A 23,075-nucleotide genomic window follows, 5' to 3' on the forward strand; every position below is an offset into this window, starting at 1 on the left:
CACAGGGCGACTTTTGGAACAGGCTCTCAGGCTTTCTTCAGAAACTCAGTTCGCAGCACCAATCCCTTGACCTGCTTGGTGCTGCAATCGACTTCCGCCGGGTTTCCGGTCAGGCGAATGCCCTTGACCAGCGTTCCCCGCTTCAATGTCGTGGAGGTTCCCTTGACCTTCAGGTCCTTGATGAGCGTGACGGAATCGCCGTCATTCAACTGGGTGCCATTGCTGTCGCGGACGATTACATCTGTCATGATGATTTCCTGTTGGGACTGGTTTGGGTCGTCCGTAGCACCCTTGCCGATGTTATACCAGAACGCGGCTTATTGCTGGCCTCGCAAAACCTCTCTGGCTATAGTCGACCGTAGAGCAAACCAAGCGGGAGCGCTTCATGATCGGTCATGCACTTGTGGTTATCGACGTCCAGAATGATTTCTGCCCCGGCGGTTCGCTGGCGGTTGATCGCGGCGATGAAATCATTCCCACCGTCAACCGGCTGATCGAGGAAAGCGAGAACGTCATCCTCACGCAGGACTGGCACCCGGCCAACCATTCAAGCTTCGCCTCATCCCACCCTCGCGCCATGCCATTCGATACGGTGGAAATGGCCTACGGCCCGCAGACGCTGTGGCCCGACCATTGCGTGCAAGGCAGCCGCGGCGCGGATTTCCACCCCGCCCTGCAATGGACGCGGGCGCAGATCATCATCCGCAAGGGCTTTCGCGTCGGCATAGACAGCTATTCCGCATTCTTCGAAAACGATCATAAAACGCCGACCGGCCTTGGCGGATATTTGCGCGAACGCAATATCGGCTCGCTCACCCTGGTGGGCCTCGCTACCGATTTCTGCGTCGCCTATTCGGCGCTCGATGCCGTGGCCCAGGGCTTTCAGGTCCGCGTCCGTCTCGATGCCTGCCGCGGCATCGACCTCAACGGTTCAATGGACATCATGCTGGAAAGGATGAAACAGGCTGGCGTCGAACTGATCGACGAGCCTGTTTCAGCATCACACTTAATCTAGTTCGCCGTCAGGCATCGCCACGAAGATAAGTACGGCAATGATGGTGATGAAGAACCGGAACGCAGATTCGATCCCGTTCCAGGTTTGCGACATCCACATGCCGAACCATTCTCCACCAACGGACATGAAGCCCACCTGCCAGACCAGAAAACCGAGCGACAGACCGGCAATGGCCCATTTCTTGGAGCGGTTGAAGCTCGCCGCCCGGTCGGTCAGGCGGCCAAGCATGGCAACAGCTCCGATCCAGCACAGGATTGCAGTCAGCGTTTCCGCCGCGATGATCAGAAGATAGGCGGCGTTGTGCAGCATCGGATTATCGATGGCACGGTACTTCGTCGTGGCGTCGGGAAAGATCGTGTCCATCATCAGAACGTGCTGCACGAAGGCAAAATTGGTGTCGTAATCGGTGATATTGCCGAACGAAACCAGCGTTGCGAAAAAAGCTATTGCCGCCACGAAAGCGATCTTGCTCAACCGTGTAACGACCATGGAAACGTCCCCTCCCCCTGTAAAAACCGCATCGCTGCATCGACACGACTACGGCAAGTTGCGAAATCCATCGCATTCATAAATGGTCTTCAACTCCGGCGATTCGGTCAAGCCCAACAAAAAAGGGGCCGCATGAGCGACCCCTTTTTTTCAAACTACACAATATAGGCTAATGCCCCGGGGCCTCTTCGGCTTCTTCCTGCCAGTTCGGATTGAGCCGGTTGTAGCGTAGCGACGACATGAAAGAGAGACCGATCAGGGCCGCGCCGATAAGGCCGGTGATGACTTCGGGAATATGCACCAGCGTCTGGACATACATGATGACCGCCAGAACCAGGATCGCATAAAAAGCGCCATGCTCGAGATAGCGGTACTGGCCGAGCGTCTTGCGCTCGACAAGCATGATGGTGAGCGAGCGCACATAGAAGGCGCCGATACCAAGACCGATGGCGATGATGAACAGGTTCGTGGTCAATGCGAACGCGCCGATAACCCCGTCGAACGAGAAGCTGGCATCGAGCACTTCCAGATAAATGAAAGCGCCAAGGCCGCCGCGATGCACCATGTCCATCTGCTCCTGCGTCGCGTCCAGGACCTCGCCAAGTCCTTCAACGGCAAGGAAGGTCAGAAGACCGAATAGGGCCGCGATGAGGAACGTGTGCGAATGCTCGGCATCAAGCTGATAGGAGAAGAAGATGATCAGCGCGATTGCGACGCCGATTTCCACCCCTTGCACGGAGGCGAACTTCGACATGCGGCTTTCGATGGCCTTGATCCAGTGCACATCCTTTTCGACATCGAAGAAGTACTTCATGCCGACCATGAGCAGGAATGTGCCGCCGAAGGCCGCGATGCCGGTATGCGATTCCGAGATCACGCGGGCATACTCATCGGGCTGCCAGATGGCGAGTTTCAGTGCCGAGATCGGATCGGTCCACATGGCAACCGCGACGATGGCCAGCGGAAAAATGATGCGCATGCCGAAAACGGCGATGATAATGCCCCAGGTCAGGAAGCGGTGCTGCCATTCCGGCGTCATGTCACGCAGAATGCGCGCATTGACGATGGCGTTATCGAAGGAAAGCGAGATTTCGAGAACGCTCAAAACTGCACAGATGATGAAGACGGAGACCATTCCCCCAAAAGTGCCGGTCAATTCGTAACCAAGCCAGACGGCACCAGCGAGACCCAATACGGTGAAAACCATGGGCCAGATGAAATAACGAAGAGTGGCCATTGCAAACCATCGGATTATTATTGTTATCAAACGGAAACCGGCAGCGGACGCCGCAAAACGAACCCGCGAAGCGAAATTCGCTTGCCGCATCCGTTCTGCCTGACCACTGCTCTTCCCGCCAAGGCGTATCGGCTATGTAAGTAGCAGGCCAGATGCAAACAAGAGAAAGCGTGGCAATAAATTGGCAATTTTGCGGATTTGATGTGCTGAAATATTTCGTTACTATTCTGTGATACTAAAGTCGGACGAATCCGCCCTCTCCCGCATCCCTTTGGCAGTAAAGTCCTCTCGACGTGATCGTTTTGTACGAATTGTCGCGTGGTAAAAACTTGATCTCAACATAGATTCCGGGTGCGGATTGCAGTCAGCAATGGCTGCGCACTTTTACAGGAACGAAGGAACTCAGCAGATGATTGCTCCGGAAGAGCTACAGCGCCGAATCGAGAAAAGACTGGCCGAGAGCAGCTTTACACAACCCGAACTGCTTATCCGCCGAGCGCACCGCGTGGCGCTCGAAGGCAAGAACGGATCGGCCTCTGACGCCAACGCGCTGCTGAAGGAAGCCGGCTCGCAGATCGGCCTGCAGGAACTGACCGAAATTATTGACCACCGGCCCTGGCTTCTCGAAATCATTATCAACAGCGCCGGGAAAAGCAATTCCAGCCATCACTAGCTCGCGAAATGGGGAGAAGCGTATTGCCGCTGATAGATTCCGGCGGCAATCGCGGAGGAGCGCCGTACTGTCCTGCAGCCAATAAATTGCGACACCCGCTGAAAATCCACAGAATAAACGTCAGTACTGGCAAGAATTTTCGTTTTATTTCTCAAAACGATTAACATATATATGGAGAAAGATTTGAGTCCGATGTATTATCAGAAATGCTAATACATAATCGAGGGGTTTTTTCAGTGAAACGCGGAAGATCACGTAACCAGAACGGGAATTTACTGTCAAAATTTTCCAGAAATATTATATTAGCAACAACTGTTTTAATAGGTTCATCAATAGCATCCCTTGCCGCCGATGCCGTGGCGCCACAACCAGAAATTCAGGATCAGCAGCGCTGGCGGGTGGTCGTCAGCCCTTATCTTTGGGGCGCCTCGCTGAATGGCAGCGCCGGATTGCTGGGCCGCAGCACCGATGTCCATATGCCGTTCAGTGAGATTTTCGACAATCTCGATATGGGCCTGATGGGCAATGTTGATATTTCCAACGGTACGTTCGGCTTTTTCATCGACGGGCAGTACGTGAAAACCAGCCAGGAGGAGAACCTCCGCGACAACGAGCTGTCGCTTGACATCACAACGACAAGCCTGTCGGGCGGCGCGTACTACCGTATTTATGAACAGCAACTCGAAGGAACAACGCTTTTCGGAAACCAGCGTGTTTTCGCGATTGAACCGACAATCGGCGTGCGCTGGACAAAGCTGGAAGCGGGACTGGAAGTCGGGCGTTTCAGCGGTTCGCGCAAGGTGGAATGGACTGACCCGTTCGTGGGCACCCGCGTCTTCTACGATATCAATGACCGGTGGAACATTTTCGCGGAAGCCGATATCGGCGGCTTCGGAGCCGGAACCAAACTCAGCGCCAACGGCCAGATCTATCTGGGCTATCGCACGCTGGTTTTCGATGTGCCGACAACATTCCGCGTTGGTTATCGTGCGCTCTACCAGGATTACAAGGACAACGATACGGTTTCGAAGTTCAAGTATGACGTGACCCAGCATGGGCCTGTTGTCGGCTTTTCCGTCTCGTTCTGACCCCGGCAAATTCGAATTTCACCTGCTCAGCCCGCCGGCTCAACCGGCGGGTTTTTCTATTGGGGCAGTTCCTGTTTTAGCCGAGTTTCCGAACGCAAAACCGTTTCACACTTTTGCTGGAAATGCTCTAAGTAAAATTCAACACTTCTCCCTAATATTAGCTGCCAACAAGCCGATATCAGAGCGCAGCCGAAAGCGGCTTTGATGAAAGATATGCGGCAGAACAACAGGTGAGAGCGATCCCGATCGACCGGCAGCGCTCCAAGTGGGGAAGAATGACCTTTATCTTCGAGCTGCCGATTTACCTGTCATTTGTAGCCTTCGCCGTACTCGGAATTGTGTTCTATGGGGTCGGGCGTTTCGCACTGGACATGCTGTCAAAACACGCAGCCAGTGACGCTTTGTCAATTCCGATCGGTGCCTTCATCGGCACTATCGCCACGGCCTGGGCTTTATCGCTCGGCTTTGTCGCGGCCGATATATGGAGCGTCAATTCCCGGGCCGATCAGGCTGTCAGTGAAGAACGCTCGGCGATTTCCCGCCTGATCGGAACCTCCAATGCGGAGATATTGGCCGCGCCTGCCCTTACAACCGCCCTCACCGGCTATCGCCGCGCGGTGATCGACGATGAATGGCGCGACAAGATCAATGTCGAGCCCGCCGGTTCCGTCGAAACCGCACTGCAGGACATAAGGCGCGAGATCATCAATCTTGCGCGCACCGATGTCCCCTCGCCCGTCATCTCCCAGCTCATCAACGACTTCGATGAATTGCAGGATGCCCGCAATACCCGTCTGGCGGTCGGATCGACCTCGATCGACTATTACAAATGGTATCTTGTGCTTTCGCTCACATTTCTGACCGCGATAACCATCGCCGCAACTCACGCCGACCGCGTGCGGGCAGGCGTGAAAGCGCTCGTCATCTACTCACTGACGGCCTCGTTCTGTCTCTGGATTCTGGCAATCCATGCCAATCCCTATCAGGGGCTGGAGCGCCTGGAGCCCTCCCTGCTTTTCACAAGCCATAAGCATCGCTAGAATATCGGGAGATTCGGTCTATTTTATCTTGCTGAAATTGCACGGAAATTCGGTCAACCGGATACGGAGCGGCGATTTGATAAAACTGCTGGGTACAGGCATCCTCATAGGTCTGGCGTTCCCTGGCGGACCGGCTTCGGCACAGACCTTCAGCGTCTGCCACGGTTACGAATGCCATTACCGGACCAAGGTTACGCTGAGCGCAAAGGACGAACAGCGCATCCGCAATCTGCTGCAGAACGGTAACCGAAGTGCAGACGGCGAGCGCAAGGCATTGCGGGCCGCAGTGGCCATCTTCGAACAGCGCAGCACCGCGACCATCGGCATCCGCGACAAGCCGAGAATGCAGTTCGGCAAGGCCCGCATCCGGGGCCAGATGGATTGCATCGATGAATCGACCAATACCGACAACTTCCTGCGCTATCTGCAATCACGCGGGTGGCTGAAACATCACACGGTCGCCCGGCGCGCATCCCGCGGCGCTTTCATTGACGGTCGTTACCCGCACTGGACAGCGGTTATCGAAGACCGGCAAGGCCAGCGCTGGGCCGTCGACTCCTGGTACGAGGCAGGCGGAGGGCCGCCGGACGTCATGCCATTGCAGCAATGGAAACAGCGCGGATATATGGGAGAGCGTTAGAGTATACTCCGACCGGAGTGAAACGAGGATCGATAAGAATATGCTTCAAGTAAAAGGCTTTTTAGCGCTGATCTGACAAGATTAAATAAAAACGCGCTTTATTGCCGGTGCACCTGTCTTCCCAACAGCAATCGCTGCCTTATATCGCGTTGCGAAGGGCATTCGCCCGACGGCCAACGGGCGTTCTGCCCGTAAGATTACGGGCATCACAGAGGGGACTATTCATGCCGATTTCGAAGCGGTCTTTTTCCAGCACCTGCATCGCAGCGCTCGTTGCAGGCAGCATGCTCGCCGCACCGGTTGCCGAAGCATGTACGCGTTTCGTTTATCATGGGGCCAACGATCAGGTGATGACCGCCCGATCCATGGATTGGAAAGTGGATGTCGCAACCAATCTCTGGATCTTTCCGCGCGGCATGAAACGCTCCGGCGAGGCGGGCAAGAATTCGCTCCAGTGGACGTCCAAATATGGCAGCGTTATCGCCTCCGGTTACGACATTTCCACTACCGACGGCCTGAACGAAGCAGGACTTTCCGTTGGCGCGCTGTGGCTGGTCGAATCCGAATATCCCAAATATGACGGCACCACGCCGGGCCTCACCATCGCCGCATGGGCGCAATATGTACTCGACAACTTCGCAACCGTCGACGAGGCGGTCCAGAAGCTGCGCAGCGATCCCTTTACAATCGTGACGGACAAAGTCCCCGGCGAAGACCGGCTGGCGACGCTGCATCTGGCCATTTCCGATTCGAGCGGCGACAGCGCGGTCATTGAATATATCGAAGGCAAGCAGGTTATCCATCATGGCAGGCAATATCAGGTGATGACCAACTCGCCGGTTTATGACGAACAGCTGGCACTCAACGCCTACTGGACCCAGATTGGCGGCACCGTGATGCTGCCGGGCACAAATCGCGCTGCCGACCGTTTTGCACGCGCATCGTTCTACGTAAACGCCGTCCCGAAAACCGAAGATCCGGTCAAGTCGATTGCCAGCGTGTTCAGTGTTATCCGAAACACATCCGTTCCTTTTGGCCTGACGACGCCTGACCAGCCCAACATTTCCTCGACGCGCTGGCGAACGGTAGCTGACCAGAAGCGCAAGCTTTACTTCTTTGAATCTGCTTTGACACCGAATGTCTTCTGGGTCGATCTGAAGAAAATCGACTTTTCACCGGAGAGCGGCAAGGTGAAGAAACTCGACCTTGGCGTCAACCAGACCAACACCTTCAATGGCGTCGTCAACGACATGTTCAAGGAAAGCGAGCCCTTCCAGTTTCTCGGTCTCTGAGCGGATTGCGCAATTTTTTACTGAACCAATCGTGGTCCGTTGCGTTAGTTAACCATAACCAACCCGGAACGGAGGAACGACCAATGGACTGGAATCGCGTTGAAGGAAACTGGAAACAGGCCAAGGGCAAGATCAAGGAACAGTGGGGCAAGCTCACCGATGACGATCTTGATCAAATCAACGGCCGGCGCGAGCAGTTGGAAGGTAAGATCCAGGAACGCTACGGCATTGAGAAGGACCGTGTTCGGTCGGAGCTGGACGATTGGTACAATCGTCAGACCTGGCTTTCCTGAGGCCGGACATTTCAAGTCAAAGCCCTGCCAGCCGGCAGGGCTTTTTCGGCATTACCGGCAGCTATCCACGCGCTGCAAGGAGGCTGACAGCCCCATCAGAGAAAACGTGTAGCGGGTCTGTGTGCCCCGCGCCGATGTCGCCTGCACATTGAGCGTCTTACCCGCGCGCATTGCACGTATCAGCTTCGCCTCATCGGCGACATTTTCCGCCCAGGCGCGATTGCCCTCGCTGAAAAACGGGAAGCGCGCGCCATCAACCACCACATTGACTGCGCTATCGGCCTTCAACTGATATCCCATCACCAATTGGGGGCTGTATTGTCCATCCGCCTTGGAAATAATCACAAAATTATCGCCATGCCGCACGCCGGCAGGATGAAAATTAATCGGCACGGTCAAAGCATAGCACTTGTTTCCCGCAAGCTCGGTGTTCTGGTAAACACCCCAATCCCGAAATTCACCCAGATAACTCGTCTTCGCTGAAGCCGCGAGAGAACTCGCCACCAACCCCGCTAGTGCCAGCGCAACGGTGGTTGCATTTTTTCTCATCGCCAAAAACCTCCAATTTGTTGCCAGTTCACGTCACTTAAAAAATTGTTTCATTGCGTTACTATTTTCTTAACGAACCGCTAAAATTTGTTGAAACTTTGTAGTGAGGCCAGCACCACCGACCTGTTGGAACAGGCGGCTGTTTTTCATGTGCGATTGTTGCCAAGGCCGATCCTGTCGAAACTGACTTATCGGAGATCGAATTTTTGCAGCGGACACGCCACGGAAAGCGCGCGTTCGGACAGGAATTTCTGTCGCTAAAAACTGCTGAGAGGAAAATGGTGGGCCCGGAGGGACTCGAACCCCCAACCAAGCGGTTATGAGCCGCCGGCTCTAACCAATTGAGCTACAGGCCCCACGCATCCTTGCCCTACCCTAAAGAAAGCCGGGACACAAGCTGTCAAATGCATCAGTTGCCCTAATGCGCACATATTCAGTTGCGATGCATGCAACCGGGAGCATGTCTCTCGAAAGTGGGCACCGGTTTCGGGATGAAGACATGCGACGAAACAAATACTTAGAGCGGCTCCTAGCACTTCCGCTGTTTTAACCGGAGGTTGCATTTGGCGCGCAACTCGAATCTGATATCGTCGGCTCCACGCATGAGAGGGAACTCAAGAAATAAATGATTTCAAAGACAAAGCGGCCAGCCCTTCCGGCACGGCCTGCTCTGCCAAAGCTGCCTCAACTTTCTCTACAGGAGATTTTATGAACAACCGCGCTACCACTCTTCTTGCAACCTCCTTTTCTGCAATCATGCTCGCAGGCGCGCTGACCCTGCCGGCTCTGGCACAGGAGAATCAGATGACGAAGCAGCCTGCGCGTATCGCCGTGACCGGCGAAGGCACCATGACCGCCTCGCCCGACATGGCCATCCTCAATCTCTCCGTGCTGCGCGAGGCGAAGACCGCCCGCGAAGCGATGACCGCCAACAACGAGGCCATGGCAAAGGTGCTCGAAGCCATGAAGAAGGCGGGCATTGAAGACCGCGACCTTCAGACCGGCGGCATCAACATCCAGCCGCGCTACGTCTACCCGGACGACAAGAATGGCCTGAAAGAGCCCAGCATCACCGGCTATACGGTCTCGAACAGCCTGACGGTGCGCGTCCGCGATCTGGCCAAGGTCGGCAACGTACTTGATGAATCCGTGACGCTCGGCGTCAATCAGGGCGGCGATCTGAGCTTCGTCAACGACAACCCGTCCGCCACGATCAATGAAGCGCGCAAACGTGCCGTTGCCGACGCAATCGCCAAGGCGAAGACGCTTGCCGATGCTGCCGGTGTAGGTATCGGTCGCGTCGTCGAGATCAACGAACAAAGCCGCCCGCCAATGCCGATGCCGATCGCTCGTGCCCAGTTCAAAACCATGGCCAGCGCAACGCCGGAAGATGCCGTGCCTGTCGCAGCGGGCGAAAACAGCTACAACGTTTCGGTCAACGTTGTTTTCGAAATCAAGGAATAACGACAACTCAACTGGCAAGATCAAAGGGGCGCACCGGCGCCCCTTTTCTTTACCTGTCGGCAAAGAAAAGCCCCGGCCTGACTGCTCAGGCCGGGGCTTTTCAAACTCAAACCGGGTTTAGCGAATGATCGGGCAGCCGCGCACATTTGCGAAGACGACCCCGGCGGGGCGACCATGGCGGAAGCCGCGAACCTGAACCGACTTGCCGCGATAGGCGACGCGCGCATTGCGGATGCCCATGCGGTTGGCCTTCATCTTGGCGCCTTCAACCGAGCAGGCAGGGCCGCGATAGACCGGGCGGCCATGGCGATGCCCCCGATAGTCGACGTTCACGATGGCAGAGCTTGCCGACGTGGCGACAGCGGGAACGGCGACCGGCGATGCGGCGCCGGCCGTAGCTGCCGTCGTGAAGATGGCGGCAACGCCAAGAGCGGCGGTTACGACGAACGACTTGAGCGAAATTGCAGACATCATTGAACCTCTTTCGATTTGCTTCCAGGGCTTGCCTGAGACACCCGAGAATTAGCCCGCAATAGATGAACAGAATGAAAAGCCATCATTCATGTGCCGTTCAGCTTACCGTGAAGCGGAAGACACATCCGCATCGCATCCCTATAAAACAAATAAATTCAATACGTTATGGCAATGCAAAAAACCGCGTCGCACTGTCCCGGTCGCGGATTAAATTTAAGCAATGTTTGAAAAACACAGGCCAGCCGTCATCGCTCGCCCGGCATCACCATATGATCGAGATAATCGTCGTCATCTTCCATATCATGATCGAAGGCCGTCACCTTGCCGCGAACAGAGACACCCGCTTCATGCACGGTTTCGGGTGAACCCGAAACAAGCGGGTGCCACCAGTACAGGTCCGAACCTTCCGCGACCAGACGGTAGGCGCATGTCACAGGCAGCCAGTCCACTTCATCGACGATTTCCGGCGTCAGGAACACGCAGTCCGGCACTGTCTTTTTCCGGTTGGGATAGTCGCGACACTGGCACGTTTCGGCATTGAGCAGCGTGCAGGCGACGCTCGTCCAGTAAATCTCGTCGGTGTCCTCGTCCTGCAATTTATGCAGGCAGCATTGGCCGCAACCGTCACACAGGCTTTCCCACTCGCTGCGGGTAAGCTGGTTCAGGGTCTTGGTGCGCCAGAATGGTTTGTCGTTCATGATGCAGCGTATAATGGAATTGTGTCGGGAATGGCATGGACAAATCGCCGCCATTCTGAACGGTTGAAATCGGCTCACGGACAGGCTAATCAAACAGCGTCATCATCATGACCGTAAGCGTCTTACGTCAGGCAACGCGTCGATCCCGCCGGGAACGGCAATCACGTTGATGTTCGTTGCGTTCCCAGCATAATATTCAGGAATACATATGTCTCGGTTTGAATGCGCACGCCGCAGGAAGCTGCCCGCTCGCTATGCATCCATTGTGATGCCTTTCATCCTCTCGATCATGATGACATTCATCGTGTCGCTGATTGCGACCGCCAAAAGCCTTGGCTTTACCCATCCCGATCTCGCGTCGAGCTGGATGGGCGCCTGGGCTCTTTCATGGGTGGTCGCGTTTCCGGTGCTCCTCGCCATTCTGCCCATCGTGCGCAGACTGGTCGCCATGGTGTGCCATCCGCACTGAACTTCAATCGAAAAAGCCGCGCATTTTACGTGCGCGGCTTTGTCAATCTTCTTGCAGGCGGTCAGCGAAAAATGGCCTCGCCCTGTTCGTCCACGATCTGTCGCCCCTTGTTCAGCGCAATGCTGGCGGCATCTTCGATACCGGGGCAACGGTCGGCACGAACAAAGCGATATTCCTTCACTTCACCGTCAATCGACTTGGAAATGACGCCGCAGACCTGATACTGCCCGCCCTCGCTATAGGGCGTGGCAATGATAAGAAAGTCCTTATGCTCAAGGCGACCAGCCTCTTTCGGCTCCGCTGGCGTTTCAGAGGCGGAGCCTCCACCAAAAAGACGCTTCAAAAAGGACATATCGCCTCCCCTTCCCGTATCGTTTGGCTGTCCAAGCTTAGCTGTCCAAGAACGAACGCAGCTTGCGCGAACGGCTTGGATGCTTCAGCTTGCGCAGCGCCTTGGCTTCGATCTGGCGGATACGTTCACGGGTAACCGAGAACTGCTGGCCAACTTCTTCCAGCGTGTGGTCAGTGTTCATGCCAATGCCGAAACGCATGCGCAGAACACGTTCTTCACGCGGCGTCAGCGAAGCCAGAACACGGGTCGTCGTATCGCGCAGATTGGCCTGAATGGCCGCATCGATTGGCAGAAGCGCGTTCTTGTCCTCGATGAAATCGCCCAGATGTGAATCTTCCTCGTCGCCGACCGGCGTTTCGAGCGAGATCGGTTCCTTGGCGATCTTCAAGACCTTGCGCACTTTTTCAAGCGGCATGGCGAGCTTTTCGGCCAGTTCTTCCGGCGTCGGCTCGCGACCGATCTCATGCAGCATCTGGCGCGATGTACGAACGATCTTATTGATCGTTTCGATCATGTGCACCGGGATGCGGATGGTGCGCGCCTGATCGGCAATCGAGCGGGTGATCGCCTGACGGATCCACCATGTCGCATAGGTCGAGAACTTGTAGCCGCGGCGATACTCGAACTTGTCGACAGCCTTCATCAGGCCGATATTGCCTTCCTGGATGAGATCGAGGAACTGCAAGCCGCGGTTCGTGTACTTCTTGGCAATCGAGATAACGAGGCGAAGGTTGGCTTCCACCATTTCCTTCTTGGCGATGGTCGCTTCGCGTTCGCCCTTCTGCACCTGATTGACGATGCGGCGGAATTCACCGATCGAAATCGCGGTTTCGGTCGCCAGCATCTGGATTTCCGAACGCAAGCGATCGATGGTGCGTTCTTCCTTGGCTGCGAATTCCTTCCAGCCGCGCGCCGAAAGCGTGCTGACGCGCTCGACCCATTTCGGGTCCAGTTCGTGGCCCTGATATTCCTTCAGGAACTCCTCGCGGCGCACGCCGAAGGATTCGGCCAGACGCAGGAGCTTGCCTTCGTTCTGCACCAGACGCTTGTTGATGTCGTAAAGCTGCTCGACAAGCTGTTCGATACGGTTCTGGTTCAGCGACAGCGACTTCACTGCCTTGATGAGCTGATCCTTGAGTTCCTTGTAGCGGCGCTCCTGGCTTGACGACAGTTCGCCGGTCGCGGCCAGACGGCCCTCGACCTGCTGGTCCTGCAGCTTGCGCAGCTTCTTGTAGGTGTCGGCGATGAGATCGAGCGTTTCCATGACCTGCGGGCGCAGTTCGGCTTCCATGGCCGCCAGCGACAGGTTTGCTTCGTCCTCGTCTTCTTCTTCCTCTTCAACCGGCATGTCGCCGCCGACATTGGTAATGTCGTCGTCGTCACGCGAACGGCGCTGAGGCTTGTCATCGCGCGGCTTGTCCTCTTCCACCCGCTCGATCACCGGGGCCTGCTTGGCTTCCGGACCGGCATAGGTGGTTTCGAGATCGATGATTTCGCGCAGCAGGATGTTGGAATCATTCAACTGGTCGCGCCAGATGATGATCGCCTGGAAGGTCAGCGGGCTTTCGCAAAGCCCGGCGATCATGGTTTCACGACCGGCCTCGATGCGCTTTGCAATGGCGATTTCGCCTTCACGCGACAGAAGCTCGACCGAACCCATTTCGCGCAGATACATGCGCACCGGATCGTCGGTACGGTCGGTCGGCTCTTTCTTGGTCGTGGTGGTGGCAACAGCCGTGCCTCCGGCTTCGACCAGATCGCCGCCCTCTTCCGAGTCGTCGTCGCTGTTGTCTTCGCGGTCGTTGTCCTGCTCGTCGTCTTCAACGACGTTGATGCCCATGTCTGAAAGCATCGACATCGTGTCTTCGATCTGTTCGGATGTCACTTCCTCAGAAGGCAGCACGGCATTCAGCTCGTCCATCGTGACGTAGCCGCGCTTCTTCGCGAGTTTGATCATCTTCTTGACAGCATCGTCAGAAAGGTCGAGAAGCGGACCGTCGGCGGCACCTTCGCGCTCGACTTCGGCTTCTTCGTTTTCCTTAACCTTCGTTGCCATATGTTCTTCTCCAGGCGACCCCGGTCGCTTCTAAGATAGATAGAGTTCTCGGACAGTTTTGCGAGGTCGCAATCCGTCAGTTGATTCTGCGAGTAGCCGATTTCCTGTTAATGGCGGATTAACCTTGCCATCGGTATCGGGCTTCTTCATCTCCGATTTCTTGTGGGCAGATCGGGCGGTCCACCGGACAATACCGATTTTCCGGGCCAGTCTTCCGGGCAGCTTTCCGGCCCGTACCCAGCTTGCCGCCTTGCAGCCTCGGATATCACCGGTTTCTGTTCTTTTCCTTGTTCGAACTGTCGTGATTCCGTCATTTACGCCATACGTCAAGAGCGACTCACCTGATTCGCGCCTAAAAAGCGAATCATTTTGTTGTCGCGGCCCCTTCGCTGGCCAGATAGAGCACGGTTTTGGGATCGCAACCCCGCATTTCCGGCAGTTCGGCAAGCCTGATTCGTAAACCGAATCAGAAACCGCCGGGCGGACGTCCCGAAGACAGGCCGAAACCATCGATCAGCGCTTCTGTCGCATCAGCTTTCAAAATCTGATTTTGTATATCCTTAAGACGTGCGAATAACTCGCCCGTTTCGTCTGTTTCAAGCGCGGCTTCAACGGCTCGCAGTTCCTTATGTAGTGTACGCGCCCGCTGATGCAAGTGAAGCGCCTGCCGAAGCGCTTCCCGGGCATCATCTTCAGCGGCCAGAGCCGTCGCGGTCCAGAGCTTCGCGCCCTTCACCACAAGTTCGAGCATTTCGATCTGTTCGCCATGTCCGGCATTGACCAGCGCCCGCCGCATCGCATGGCCATCTTCGATGTGACCGGCAGCCAGCACATCCAGCATGGCCAGATGCAGCGACCTCAACGCTTCATGCCCCAGATCGAGCGCGGCCAGCGTTTCAAAATCCTCTTCGATCAGGCGCGGATGGTTGAGAAGCGTCAGCACGATTGCGGTTTCGCGCAAAGGCGCGTGCGAGCCCGCCCCCGGCCTGCCGCCTTTTACCAGCGTGGAACGCACCAGACTGTCGGAAATCGCAAGACGCCCCCCGGCGCCAGCCGGTCCGCCGCGCCCGCGTCCGCCTTCGTTCCTGCGGTTGAAAGACGAATTGCGCTGCCCTCCGCCCTGATACCCCTGACGTCCCTGACCGAAGAAAGCCTGCGCCCGGTCGCGCATGTCCTGGCTGTAGTGGCGGCGAATATCCTCATTGGCGATGCGGCTCGTAATCTCGCGCAGCCGCGCTTCAAGCTCGGCCCGGCGTTCCGGCGTATCGAAGACACCGCCCGTCGTTTCCCGCGTCCACACCATGTCGACCAGCGGCTTGGCATCGCGCAGGACCGCGTGGAACGCAGCCGGACCTTCCGCCTTGACGAGATCGTCCGGGTCCTGACCTTCCGGCAGAAGCGCGAAACGCAGCGACTTGCCGGGCTGCAAAGCGGGCAATCCCAGATCGACGGCGCGGTAGGCGGCGCGAAGCCCCGCCCCGTCGCCATCGAAGCACAGAACGGGTTCCGGGCTGATGCGCCACAGCAGATCAAGCTGTTCTTCCGTCAGCGCCGTGCCCAGCGGAGCCACCGCCTGATGGATACCCGCCTGCGCCAGCGCAATCACATCCATATAGCCTTCAACGGCAATGATGGATTTGGCGGGCTCGCCGCCTTGCGGCTGGCAGGCCTTGCGCGCCCGCAGGCCGTTATAGAGCACCCGGCCCTTGTGAAACAGTTCGGTTTCCGGCGAGTTCAGATATTTGGCCGGGGCATCGGCGGAAAGCGCGCGCCCGCCAAAGGCGATGATGCGCCCGCGCAGATCCTCGATCGGGAACATGACCCGATCGCGGAAACGGTCATAGGAAACGGCAATGCCCTCGCCATGGACGACAAGGCCGCACGCCTCGATCTGTTCGCGCGACACGCCCTTGCCAGCCAGAAACTCCTTCAAGGCGTTGCGCGATTCCGGCGCATAGCCGATACGGAACGTCTGCTGCGTCGCCGTCGAAAGGCCGCGGTCGCGCAGATAGGCGCGCGCCTTGGCCCCGACAGCGTTTTGCAACTGGCTCTCAAAAAACTGCGCCGCCAGTTCCATGACATCGTAGAGCGTAGCGCGCTGCGCCTCACGCTTTTCCATTTCCGGGTCACGCGCAGGCATCGGAACGCCCGCCATATCGGCAACGCGTTCGACAGCCTCAGGGAAACTCAGCCCCTCAAGATCGGTCAGAAACTTGAAGTGATCGCCGGTCACACCGCAACCGAAACAATGATAGCGGCCCTTGCGGTCTTCACAGTGAAAGCTCGGCGTCTTCTCGCCATGGAAAGGGCAGCAGGCCCAGAAATCGCCCTTTGGCGGATTGCTCTTCTTGCGGTCGAACGAAACGCGCGTTCCAATCAGCGTCGAGATCGGGACGCGGTCTCTGATCTCATCGAGAAAGGAGGGCGGAAAACGCATTACAGATTTCACTTTCGGTTGATAGGGCAGGCTGTTCGGGCAGCGCGTGCATTTAACAGAGTATATAGGCGCGCCCGCTTCCGCAGTCCATCGCGCAGGCGCGTCCCTCCCCGCTAATCACATGTCGCGAGCAGACAAGTTCATTGTCACAAAACTGTCATATATTCGTCATGACTGCATGGGAATGGATTGCTTTTGGTTGCGAACAAGCCCATATCTCTTGGAAATTTGATTAGCCGGAACATATTTTTTCTTCATTTGTTGCGTTAGCTCAATCAACCAGTTTCAACCCTGTCTCCAACCCGAAGGGATTTTGCCGTGAATGGTTCTGTAGTCCTTTTGCATCTGGCCGGTGCAGTTGCCCTCCTGTTATGGGCAACACGCATGGTGCGGACCGGGGTGGAGCGCGCCTATGGCGACCGGCTGCGCAGGCGCTTGCGCAACCAGATGCAGAACCCGCTGCTTTCCGTTGCCTTTGGCCTTGCCCTTGCTGTCGCCCTGCAAAGCTCGACGGCGGTTACGCTTCTCGTCGGCTCCTTTGTCGGCTCCGGCTTTGTCAGCGGCATCGGGGGCCTCATGGCCGTGCGCGGCGGCGAGCTTGGCTCCGCCCTTGTCGTCAAGATTCTGAGCTACGACCTCACGCTTCTGGTGCCGCTCTGCCTCGTCATCGGCACGGGCATCTTCATGACCACCGAGCGCCGCGACTGGCGGCAGATCGGGCGTATTCTTGTTGGCATCGGCCTGCTCATCATGTCGCTGGAAATGACCGGGCAAGCCACGGAGCCGCTGCGGCAAAGCGAATTGCTGCCGGTTATCGTCGATTATCTTTCCGGCGATCCGGTCACGGCCTATCTGCTCGCAGCCCTGATGACATGGCTTTTTCACTCCAGCGTTGCCGCCGTCATCCTGCTCACCACCTTTGCCTCGCGCGGGCTGATCCATCCCGAGCTTGCCGTGGTGATGGTTCTGGGCGTCAATCTGGGTTCGTCGATCATCGCCCCGATCCTGACCCGCCATGCCCCGCCCGAAACCCGCGTCGTGCCGCTCGGCAATCTCCTGATGCGCGGTGCGGGGTCGCTCATCATGCTGGTGCTTTATCAGACCTTCAAACCGTCTATAGCCTTCCTTGGCGCTGACCCGGTTTCGCAGGTGGTCAACGCGCATATCCTGTTCAACGTCATCGTGATGATTGCGGGCATCCCTCTTTCCGGCCTCGTTCTGCGCGCGACCGAAGCGCTCGTGCACCTCAATGCCGACAGGAATGCGCCCGCGCAGCCTCTGGCGGCCGAGGAATACAGCGCGCTCGACGCCGCCGTGCTCGACCGGCCTTCGCAAGCGCTCGCCAATGCGACCCGCGAAGTTGTCGGCGTCTGCGACACGATCGAGGTCATGCTGCGCCGCATCATTGAACTTTATGAAAAGCCGGATCAAGCCCGGATAAATGAGCTGGCCGCGCTTGACGACCGGGTGGACAAGAAGCACGCGGCGATCAAGCTCTATCTCACCAGGCTTGCGACCCATGAGCTGACCGATTTCGAGTCGCTGCGGATGCAGGAACTGCTCGGCGCCTGCGTGAAGCTCGAACAGGTGGGCGACATCATCGTGCGCAACATGCTGGCGCATGTTCAAAAGAAGATGGACCACAACCTTGAATTTACCGAGGAAGGCTGGAAGGAACTCAGCCATTTCCACGCCATGGTTCTGGCCAATGCGCATATGGCGTTCAACGTAATTGTTTCGCGCGATGGCCGCACGGCCCGCCAGCTTGTGCAGGAAAAGGACCAGTTGCGCGAACTGGAAAAGCAGACGAGCATGCGCCATTTCACGCGCCTGCGCGAAGGTGCCACCCGCAGCATCGAAACGAGCTCCATCCACCTCGACACGATCCGCGACCTCAAGCAGATCAACTCGCTGCTGGCCTCCATGGCCTATCCAGTGCTCGAAGAACAGGGGCTGCTCAGCGACACGCGCCTCAAGGCCGCCAAACAGAGCTGATCCATTCAAAAAGCCTCCGCCAAGGCGGAGGCCCGAAAGGCTTGCAGAGAAGCTCTATCTTTTCACTGCAAAAGCGATTTCACGATGGCGCTGGCCTTGGTGAAATCCATCTTGCCGGCATAGCGCTCCTTCAGCACCGCCATGCACTTGCCCATGTCGCGCAGGCCCTGGGCGCCGATTTCGGCAATGACATCCGCACAGGCCTGCTTGATCTCGTCGTCCGACATCTGCTGCGGCAGGAACTCGGAAATGATCGCAATTTCCTCACGCTCGGCTTCCGCCAGTTCGATACGGCTGCCTTCCTCGTAAATGCGGGCGGATTCCTCACGCTGCTTGACCATCTTGCCGAGGATGCCGAGCAATTCCTCGTCCCCTACCGGGTCCTTGCCCGCGGTGCGATTGGCGATATCTCGGTCCTTCACCGCGGCCATGACAAGGCGCAGCGTCGACATGCGGCGCTTGTCCTGCGCTTTCAGCGCGGTCGTGAGGGCCTGGGAAATCTCCTGGCGAAGCATAACGTCTCTCCTGACGGTGTTTGTTCTGTGTTGTTCGTTTCGTGCATCTATACAGCAAGCGCACAGAAACGCCGAGCTGTCCGAACCGACATCCCGAGAAATAATGCGATGAATATCGTCATTATTTCGGGAAAGCCAGGTTGCAGACGATTGACCCGGCCTTCAAGTTTCTCTATTGCTCAAGGCTTAGCAGGACATCGGCACGTGCTGGCAGTGGGAGGTTTGAAATCCCCGCTGCCTTTTGGCGCATATATGACCCTTGACGCTTCATCTTTCAAGCTACCTTACCGGTGGCGGGTTGGAACACGAACGCGTGCCGCACGAACTGACAATGAAATAACATGCTGGCGAAACAGGAGTGCAGACCATGACAGAAAATACACCCAAAACAGCACCCTGGACTGTCGAGAAGCGAACCGCCATCCTGGTGCTTGCAGATGGAACCGTGATCGAAGGCAAGGGCCTCGGCGCGACCGGCGCGATCGAAGCCGAAGTCGTGTTCAACACGGCGCTGACCGGTTACGAAGAAATCCTGACCGATCCGTCCTATGCCGGGCAGATCGTCACCTTCACCTTCCCGCATATCGGCAATGTCGGCGCCAATGCCGAAGACATTGAAGACCTCACGCCAGCCAACCGCCATGGCGCGGTCGGCGCGATCTTCAAGGCCGACATCACCTCCCCATCGAATTTCCGCGCCACGGAAGATCTGGACGCGTGGCTCAAGCATCGCGGCATCATCGCCCTCGCCGGTATCGATACCCGTGCGCTGACCTCGCTCATCCGCGAACGCGGCGCGCAGAACGCAGTCATCGCGCATGATCCGAGCGGCAAGTTCGACCTCGACGCGCTCAAGGCCCGCGCTGCAGCGTGGAGCGGCCTCGAAAACCTCGATCTCGCCAAGGACGTTACGGTCGGACAGAGCCTCACATGGAAGGAAACGCCATGGACGCTCGCAAATGGCTATGGCGAACAGGAAGCCCCGGAATATCACGTAGTGGCGCTCGACTTCGGCGTGAAGCGCAACATCCTGCGCCTGCTCACCGGTCTCGGCGCGAAAGTCACCGTACTGCCTGCAACTGCGACGGCTGAGGATGTTCTGGCTCACAATCCCGATGGCGTCTTCCTGTCCAACGGCCCCGGCGACCCGGCGGCGACCGGCGAATATGCCGTGCCGACCATCAAGAAGCTGGTCGAAACCGAACTCCCGGTCTTCGGCATCTGCCTCGGTCACCAGATGCTGGCGCTGGCGCTCGGCGGACGCACCGAGAAAATGCATCAGGGTCATCACGGCGCCAACCATCCGGTCAAGGACTACACGACCGGCAAGGTCGAGATCGTGTCAATGAACCACGGCTTCGCGGTGGATTCAGATTCGCTGCCGGAAAATGTCGAGGAAACGCATGTGTCGCTCTTCGACGGCACCAATTGCGGCCTGCGCGTGGTCGGCAAGCCGGTCTTCTCGGTGCAGCATCACCCTGAAGCATCGCCTGGCCCGCAGGATTCGCATTATCTCTTCCGCCGTTTCATCAATCTGATCCGCGAAAGGAAGGGTGAAGCGCTGCTTCCAGAACGCGAACAGGCAGCTTAAACCCGCCGCAAATTATCAAAGTAAAAGGCCGAAGCGAAAAACTCCGGCCTTTCCGTTTTCACATCCGTCAAACCTCTGACAGCTTGGCCGCAGGCGCGGGCCGCACCCGCGCCACCACGATGACCAGCGCCAGAAAGACCAGCCCGGCGCCCACCGCATAAGGCATGCCCGCAAAGACGAACGGCGCATTCTTGCCGGTGAAAATCGCGAAAAGCTGCGTGAAGATGAGCGGGCCGATAATGGTCGTAATGCTCGACACGCTTGTCAGGGCGCCTTGCAATTCGCCTTGCGCCGAAGGCGGAACCTTACCCGCAGCGATGCTTCGCAGCGGCGGATCGGCCAGACCTTCCAGCGCCGTCAGGAAGATGACGGCATAGACCATCCAGCCTTCCCACGCGATGGCGTATCCGATCAGGCCCAGACAGGAAAACAGCACGCCGGTAATCGCCGTGCGCCGCTCGCCGAGCACCGGCAGAATGCGCGGCAGAACCAGCGCCATGACGACAGCCGCGCCGATGCCGAAAAGCCCGAGCGAAAAGCCGATCTGCGCTTCACTCCAGCCGTAGCGGTAAGCGCCGACAAAAGCCCAGACGGACGGATAGACGGCATGGGCCAGCCAGAACAGGAAGAAGACCAGCACGACCCAGCCGATGCCGGGATAGTTCCGCATCTGCTTGAGCGCGCCAAGAGGATTGGCGCGCGCGATCTGGAATGAGCGCCGGTTTTCGTGCTTCAAGGTTTCCGGCAGCAGGAAATAGGCCAGAATGAAGTTGATGAAGGACAGGAACGCCGCTCCGTAGAACGGAACGCGCGGGCCGAACTCACCCAGCAAGCCGCCCAGAACCGGACCGAGCGCGAAGCCGACACCGAAGGCAATACCGATCAGGCCGAAATTGCGCGCACGATTGCTGTCATCGCTGACATCGGCAATGTAGGCCGAAGCCGTGGCGAAGCTCGCGCCGCTGATCCCTGCCAGCACTCGGCCGACGAACAGCATCCAGTAGGTCGTTGCCAGCGCGCAGATGAGATTGTCGAGCGCGAAGGTGAAGATCGAGGCGAGCAGCACCGGACGTCGGCCAAAGCGGTCGCTCAGATTGCCGATCATCGGGGCGAACAGGAACTGCATCCCGGCATAAACCAGCAAAAGCCAGCCGCCATCCACGGCAGCGGTGCTGATATCCGCCCCGGTCAGCTCTTCGAGAAAAGTCGGCAGAACCGGCATGATGATCGCAATGCCGATAATGTCGAGAAACAGTGTCATAAAGACGAGTAACAAGCCCCGCCGTACAAACTGGGGATCATGCATGGGACACCTGAAATACGCTCCACGAGAGACAAGGTGGAACATTCAAAAACTGTGTTGATTGGAGAACTCGCGCGCCATCGCCGCTCAAAAATGAGCGTCACGCTTGTAAATCGAAAAAAGGCCGCGCCGGTGCGAAGCATTTATCTGGAAAATTATTTCACGACAAGGCGAATATTGCCAGTCCTGAACAAAAGAATAAGCGATGTTCATGCAAAAAGGAAAAGGCGGTCGAAACCGCCTTTTTCTATAGTCTCACAGTGGCCTTAAACATCGCCGCTGAATGTATCGCAGGATTCCAGCTTTCCGCTGTCGAAACCGCGCTGGAACCATTTGGCGCGCTGGGCTGAGGTGCCATGGTTGAAGCTTTCCGGCACGACATAGCCTTGGCTGCGGCGCTGCAACGTGTCATCGCCGATCTGATGCGCGGCATTCAGCGCTTCCTCCAGGTCTCCGGCTTCCAGAATGCCTTTCTGCTCGGTGTAATAACCCCATACACCCGCGAAGCAATCGGCCTGCAATTCCACGCGCACCGACATCTGGTTCGCCTGCGTCTCACTCAGTTGCTGACGCATCTGGTTGAATTTCGGCAGAATGCCCAAAAGATTCTGGACATGATGCCCGACCTCGTGCGCCAGAACATAGGCCTGCGCGAAATCGCCGGATGCGCCGAAACGGTTCGCCAGTTCCTTATAAAAACTCAGATCGATGTAAAGCTTGCGGTCGCCGGGGCAATAAAATGGCCCGGATGCGGCAGAAGCAAAGCCGCAGGCTGAACGGACCTGGCCGGAAAACAGCACCATGGTCGGCGGCGTATAGGTCTGGCCCCGCGACTGGAAAATGCCGCTCCACACGTCTTCCGTCTCGGCCAGCACCGTGCGGGCAAACTGCGTGGTCTCATCATTGGCGACATTGCCGCCTTCGGCGACCGTCCGTCCTGATTGGTCGACTTGCTGGGTCATGCTCGGTCCCATGCTGCCATCGCCGAACAGGATCGGCAGCGGGTCAATGCCGAGCGCGCGCAACACGAAGAACATTACCACCAGAATGAGAATGCCGGAAATGCCGCCGCCGCGCACGATTCGAAAACCGGGACCGCCGAGTCCCCCGCCGCGACCGAAGCCGCCGCCTATACCACCGCCCTGCTCTCCGCGCAGATCTTCAACATTGTCGCTTTGCCTACGGCCTTGCCAGCGCATTGACCAACTCCCCTGCACCGTGCCGCTCCGAAGAAGCGCCACCAAACTATACCTGTAATTGTCGCAGAAAGAGTTGGCACGGCAACATAAAAAGTAAATGGCAGCGTCAATCACAAACGAAGACTCTTTCGCAATAGTTTGGGCACAAGAACACCCGTCATGCGCCGATAGGCGAAGCCTCTGCGATCTATACGCTAGCAATTGCA

23 protein-coding genes and 1 tRNA gene are annotated in these 23,075 nt (G+C 57.3%); 11 read left to right on the top strand and 13 right to left on the bottom strand.

The features are described 5' to 3' along the window. Nucleotides 1–26 precede the first annotated feature (26 nt). Nucleotides 27–248, bottom strand: coding sequence for an alkylphosphonate utilization protein (locus F9K78_RS00965; RefSeq protein ID WP_006467255.1), 222 nt, complete (start codon nucleotides 246–248; stop codon nucleotides 27–29). 137 nt (nucleotides 249–385) lie between these two features. On the opposite strand from F9K78_RS00965, the gene pncA reads away from it, so the two are divergent. Continuing rightward, entirely contained in the window at nucleotides 386–1,015 is a 630-nt protein-coding gene (gene pncA / locus F9K78_RS00970; RefSeq protein WP_121986010.1) for a bifunctional nicotinamidase/pyrazinamidase, read from the top strand. Here pncA and F9K78_RS00975 read toward each other — a convergent pair. Both F9K78_RS00975 and F9K78_RS00980 read right to left on the bottom strand, forming a co-directional pair. Next, complete coding sequence (locus F9K78_RS00975) at nucleotides 1,007–1,504, bottom strand: DUF2165 family protein (protein WP_121986009.1); 498 nt, start codon at nucleotides 1,502–1,504, stop codon at nucleotides 1,007–1,009. The two genes, pncA and F9K78_RS00975, sit on opposite strands and share 9 nt — an antisense overlap. Nucleotides 1,505–1,673: 169 nt before the next feature. Beyond that, nucleotides 1,674–2,741 (bottom strand): DUF475 domain-containing protein, encoded by a 1,068-nt coding sequence (locus F9K78_RS00980; RefSeq protein WP_121986045.1) that lies wholly within the window; start codon nucleotides 2,739–2,741, stop codon nucleotides 1,674–1,676. A 409-nt stretch (nucleotides 2,742–3,150) separates the two neighbouring features. Between F9K78_RS00980 and F9K78_RS00985 the strand changes: the two genes are divergently transcribed. From F9K78_RS00985 to F9K78_RS01010, 6 genes are all read left to right on the top strand, one after another. Then, entirely contained in the window at nucleotides 3,151–3,414 is a 264-nt protein-coding gene (locus tag F9K78_RS00985) for a hypothetical protein (protein WP_121982807.1), read from the top strand. A gap of 236 nt (nucleotides 3,415–3,650) precedes the next feature. Next, complete coding sequence (locus F9K78_RS00990; RefSeq protein ID WP_121982806.1) at nucleotides 3,651–4,502, top strand: porin family protein; 852 nt, start codon at nucleotides 3,651–3,653, stop codon at nucleotides 4,500–4,502. Between the two features lie 275 nt (nucleotides 4,503–4,777). After that, nucleotides 4,778–5,542: a bestrophin-like domain gene (locus F9K78_RS00995; protein ID WP_121982805.1), complete on the top strand. Its 765-nt coding sequence runs from the start codon at nucleotides 4,778–4,780 to the stop codon at nucleotides 5,540–5,542. A gap of 79 nt (nucleotides 5,543–5,621) precedes the next feature. Continuing rightward, nucleotides 5,622–6,182, top strand: a complete 561-nt coding sequence (locus F9K78_RS01000) for a hypothetical protein (protein WP_121986044.1) — start codon at nucleotides 5,622–5,624, stop codon at nucleotides 6,180–6,182. 224 nt (nucleotides 6,183–6,406) lie between these two features. Then, nucleotides 6,407–7,474 (top strand): linear amide C-N hydrolase, encoded by a 1,068-nt coding sequence (locus F9K78_RS01005; RefSeq protein ID WP_121986007.1) that lies wholly within the window; start codon nucleotides 6,407–6,409, stop codon nucleotides 7,472–7,474. An 83-nt stretch (nucleotides 7,475–7,557) separates the two neighbouring features. Then, a complete protein-coding gene (locus F9K78_RS01010) occupies nucleotides 7,558–7,767 on the top strand; it encodes a CsbD family protein (protein WP_006467262.1) in 210 nt (69 codons plus the stop codon). 51 nt (nucleotides 7,768–7,818) lie between these two features. Here F9K78_RS01010 and F9K78_RS01015 read toward each other — a convergent pair whose 3' ends face one another. Further along, nucleotides 7,819–8,316, bottom strand: a complete 498-nt coding sequence (locus F9K78_RS01015; RefSeq protein ID WP_121982803.1) for an invasion associated locus B family protein — start codon at nucleotides 8,314–8,316, stop codon at nucleotides 7,819–7,821. Between the two features lie 279 nt (nucleotides 8,317–8,595). Then, nucleotides 8,596–8,672: transfer RNA gene (locus F9K78_RS01020), tRNA-Ile, on the bottom strand. Nucleotides 8,673–9,024: 352 nt separating this feature from the next. Between F9K78_RS01020 and F9K78_RS01025 the strand changes: the two genes are divergently transcribed. Next, nucleotides 9,025–9,780: an SIMPL domain-containing protein gene (locus tag F9K78_RS01025; protein ID WP_121986006.1), complete on the top strand. Its 756-nt coding sequence runs from the start codon at nucleotides 9,025–9,027 to the stop codon at nucleotides 9,778–9,780. Between the two features lie 117 nt (nucleotides 9,781–9,897). On the opposite strand, the gene F9K78_RS01030 is transcribed toward F9K78_RS01025, so the two are convergent. Together F9K78_RS01030 and F9K78_RS01035 are read right to left on the bottom strand one after the other, a co-directional pair. Continuing rightward, a complete protein-coding gene (locus tag F9K78_RS01030) occupies nucleotides 9,898–10,251 on the bottom strand; it encodes an antifreeze protein (RefSeq protein ID WP_121982838.1) in 354 nt (117 codons plus the stop codon). Nucleotides 10,252–10,499: 248 nt separating this feature from the next. Next, entirely contained in the window at nucleotides 10,500–10,952 is a 453-nt protein-coding gene (locus tag F9K78_RS01035; RefSeq protein WP_121982801.1) for a YcgN family cysteine cluster protein, read from the bottom strand. Nucleotides 10,953–11,160: 208 nt separating this feature from the next. Here F9K78_RS01035 and F9K78_RS01040 point away from each other — a divergent pair, with 208 nt between their 5' ends. Further along, a complete protein-coding gene (locus tag F9K78_RS01040) occupies nucleotides 11,161–11,421 on the top strand; it encodes a DUF2798 domain-containing protein (protein WP_121982800.1) in 261 nt (86 codons plus the stop codon). A 61-nt stretch (nucleotides 11,422–11,482) separates the two neighbouring features. On the opposite strand, the gene F9K78_RS01045 is transcribed toward F9K78_RS01040, so the two are convergent. The 3 genes from F9K78_RS01045 to dnaG form a co-directional block, all read right to left on the bottom strand. After that, on the bottom strand, nucleotides 11,483–11,773 hold the full coding sequence (locus F9K78_RS01045; protein ID WP_000008939.1) for an HlyU family transcriptional regulator: 291 nt from the start codon (nucleotides 11,771–11,773) through the stop codon (nucleotides 11,483–11,485). A gap of 37 nt (nucleotides 11,774–11,810) precedes the next feature. Then, nucleotides 11,811–13,829, bottom strand: coding sequence for an RNA polymerase sigma factor RpoD (gene rpoD, locus F9K78_RS01050; protein WP_121982799.1), 2,019 nt, complete (start codon nucleotides 13,827–13,829; stop codon nucleotides 11,811–11,813). A 466-nt stretch (nucleotides 13,830–14,295) separates the two neighbouring features. Continuing rightward, on the bottom strand, nucleotides 14,296–16,266 hold the full coding sequence (gene dnaG, locus F9K78_RS01060) for a DNA primase (RefSeq protein ID WP_121986005.1): 1,971 nt from the start codon (nucleotides 16,264–16,266) through the stop codon (nucleotides 14,296–14,298). A 318-nt stretch (nucleotides 16,267–16,584) separates the two neighbouring features. Here dnaG and F9K78_RS01065 point away from each other — a divergent pair, with 318 nt between their 5' ends. Then, nucleotides 16,585–18,261 carry a Na/Pi cotransporter family protein gene (locus tag F9K78_RS01065; RefSeq protein WP_121986004.1) on the top strand — a complete coding sequence of 559 codons (1,677 nt, stop codon included), beginning with the start codon at nucleotides 16,585–16,587 and terminating at the stop codon, nucleotides 18,259–18,261. A gap of 62 nt (nucleotides 18,262–18,323) precedes the next feature. On the opposite strand, the gene F9K78_RS01070 is transcribed toward F9K78_RS01065, so the two are convergent. Then, a complete protein-coding gene (locus F9K78_RS01070; RefSeq protein ID WP_121982795.1) occupies nucleotides 18,324–18,776 on the bottom strand; it encodes a GatB/YqeY domain-containing protein in 453 nt (150 codons plus the stop codon). A 367-nt stretch (nucleotides 18,777–19,143) separates the two neighbouring features. On the opposite strand from F9K78_RS01070, the gene carA reads away from it, so the two are divergent. Beyond that, a complete protein-coding gene (carA, locus tag F9K78_RS01075; RefSeq protein WP_121986003.1) occupies nucleotides 19,144–20,367 on the top strand; it encodes a glutamine-hydrolyzing carbamoyl-phosphate synthase small subunit in 1,224 nt (407 codons plus the stop codon). Between the two features lie 67 nt (nucleotides 20,368–20,434). Here carA and F9K78_RS01080 read toward each other — a convergent pair whose 3' ends face one another. Both F9K78_RS01080 and ypfJ read right to left on the bottom strand, forming a co-directional pair. Next, on the bottom strand, nucleotides 20,435–21,673 hold the full coding sequence (locus F9K78_RS01080) for a TCR/Tet family MFS transporter (protein WP_121982793.1): 1,239 nt from the start codon (nucleotides 21,671–21,673) through the stop codon (nucleotides 20,435–20,437). A gap of 263 nt (nucleotides 21,674–21,936) precedes the next feature. Continuing rightward, nucleotides 21,937–22,869 carry a KPN_02809 family neutral zinc metallopeptidase gene (gene ypfJ / locus F9K78_RS01085; protein WP_121982792.1) on the bottom strand — a complete coding sequence of 311 codons (933 nt, stop codon included), beginning with the start codon at nucleotides 22,867–22,869 and terminating at the stop codon, nucleotides 21,937–21,939. Nucleotides 22,870–23,075: the final 206 nt, after the last annotated feature.

Origin of the sequence: Brucella pseudintermedia, assembly GCF_008932435.1 — a bacterium.
Taxonomy (GTDB): Bacteria; Pseudomonadota; Alphaproteobacteria; order Rhizobiales; family Rhizobiaceae; genus Brucella; species Brucella pseudintermedia.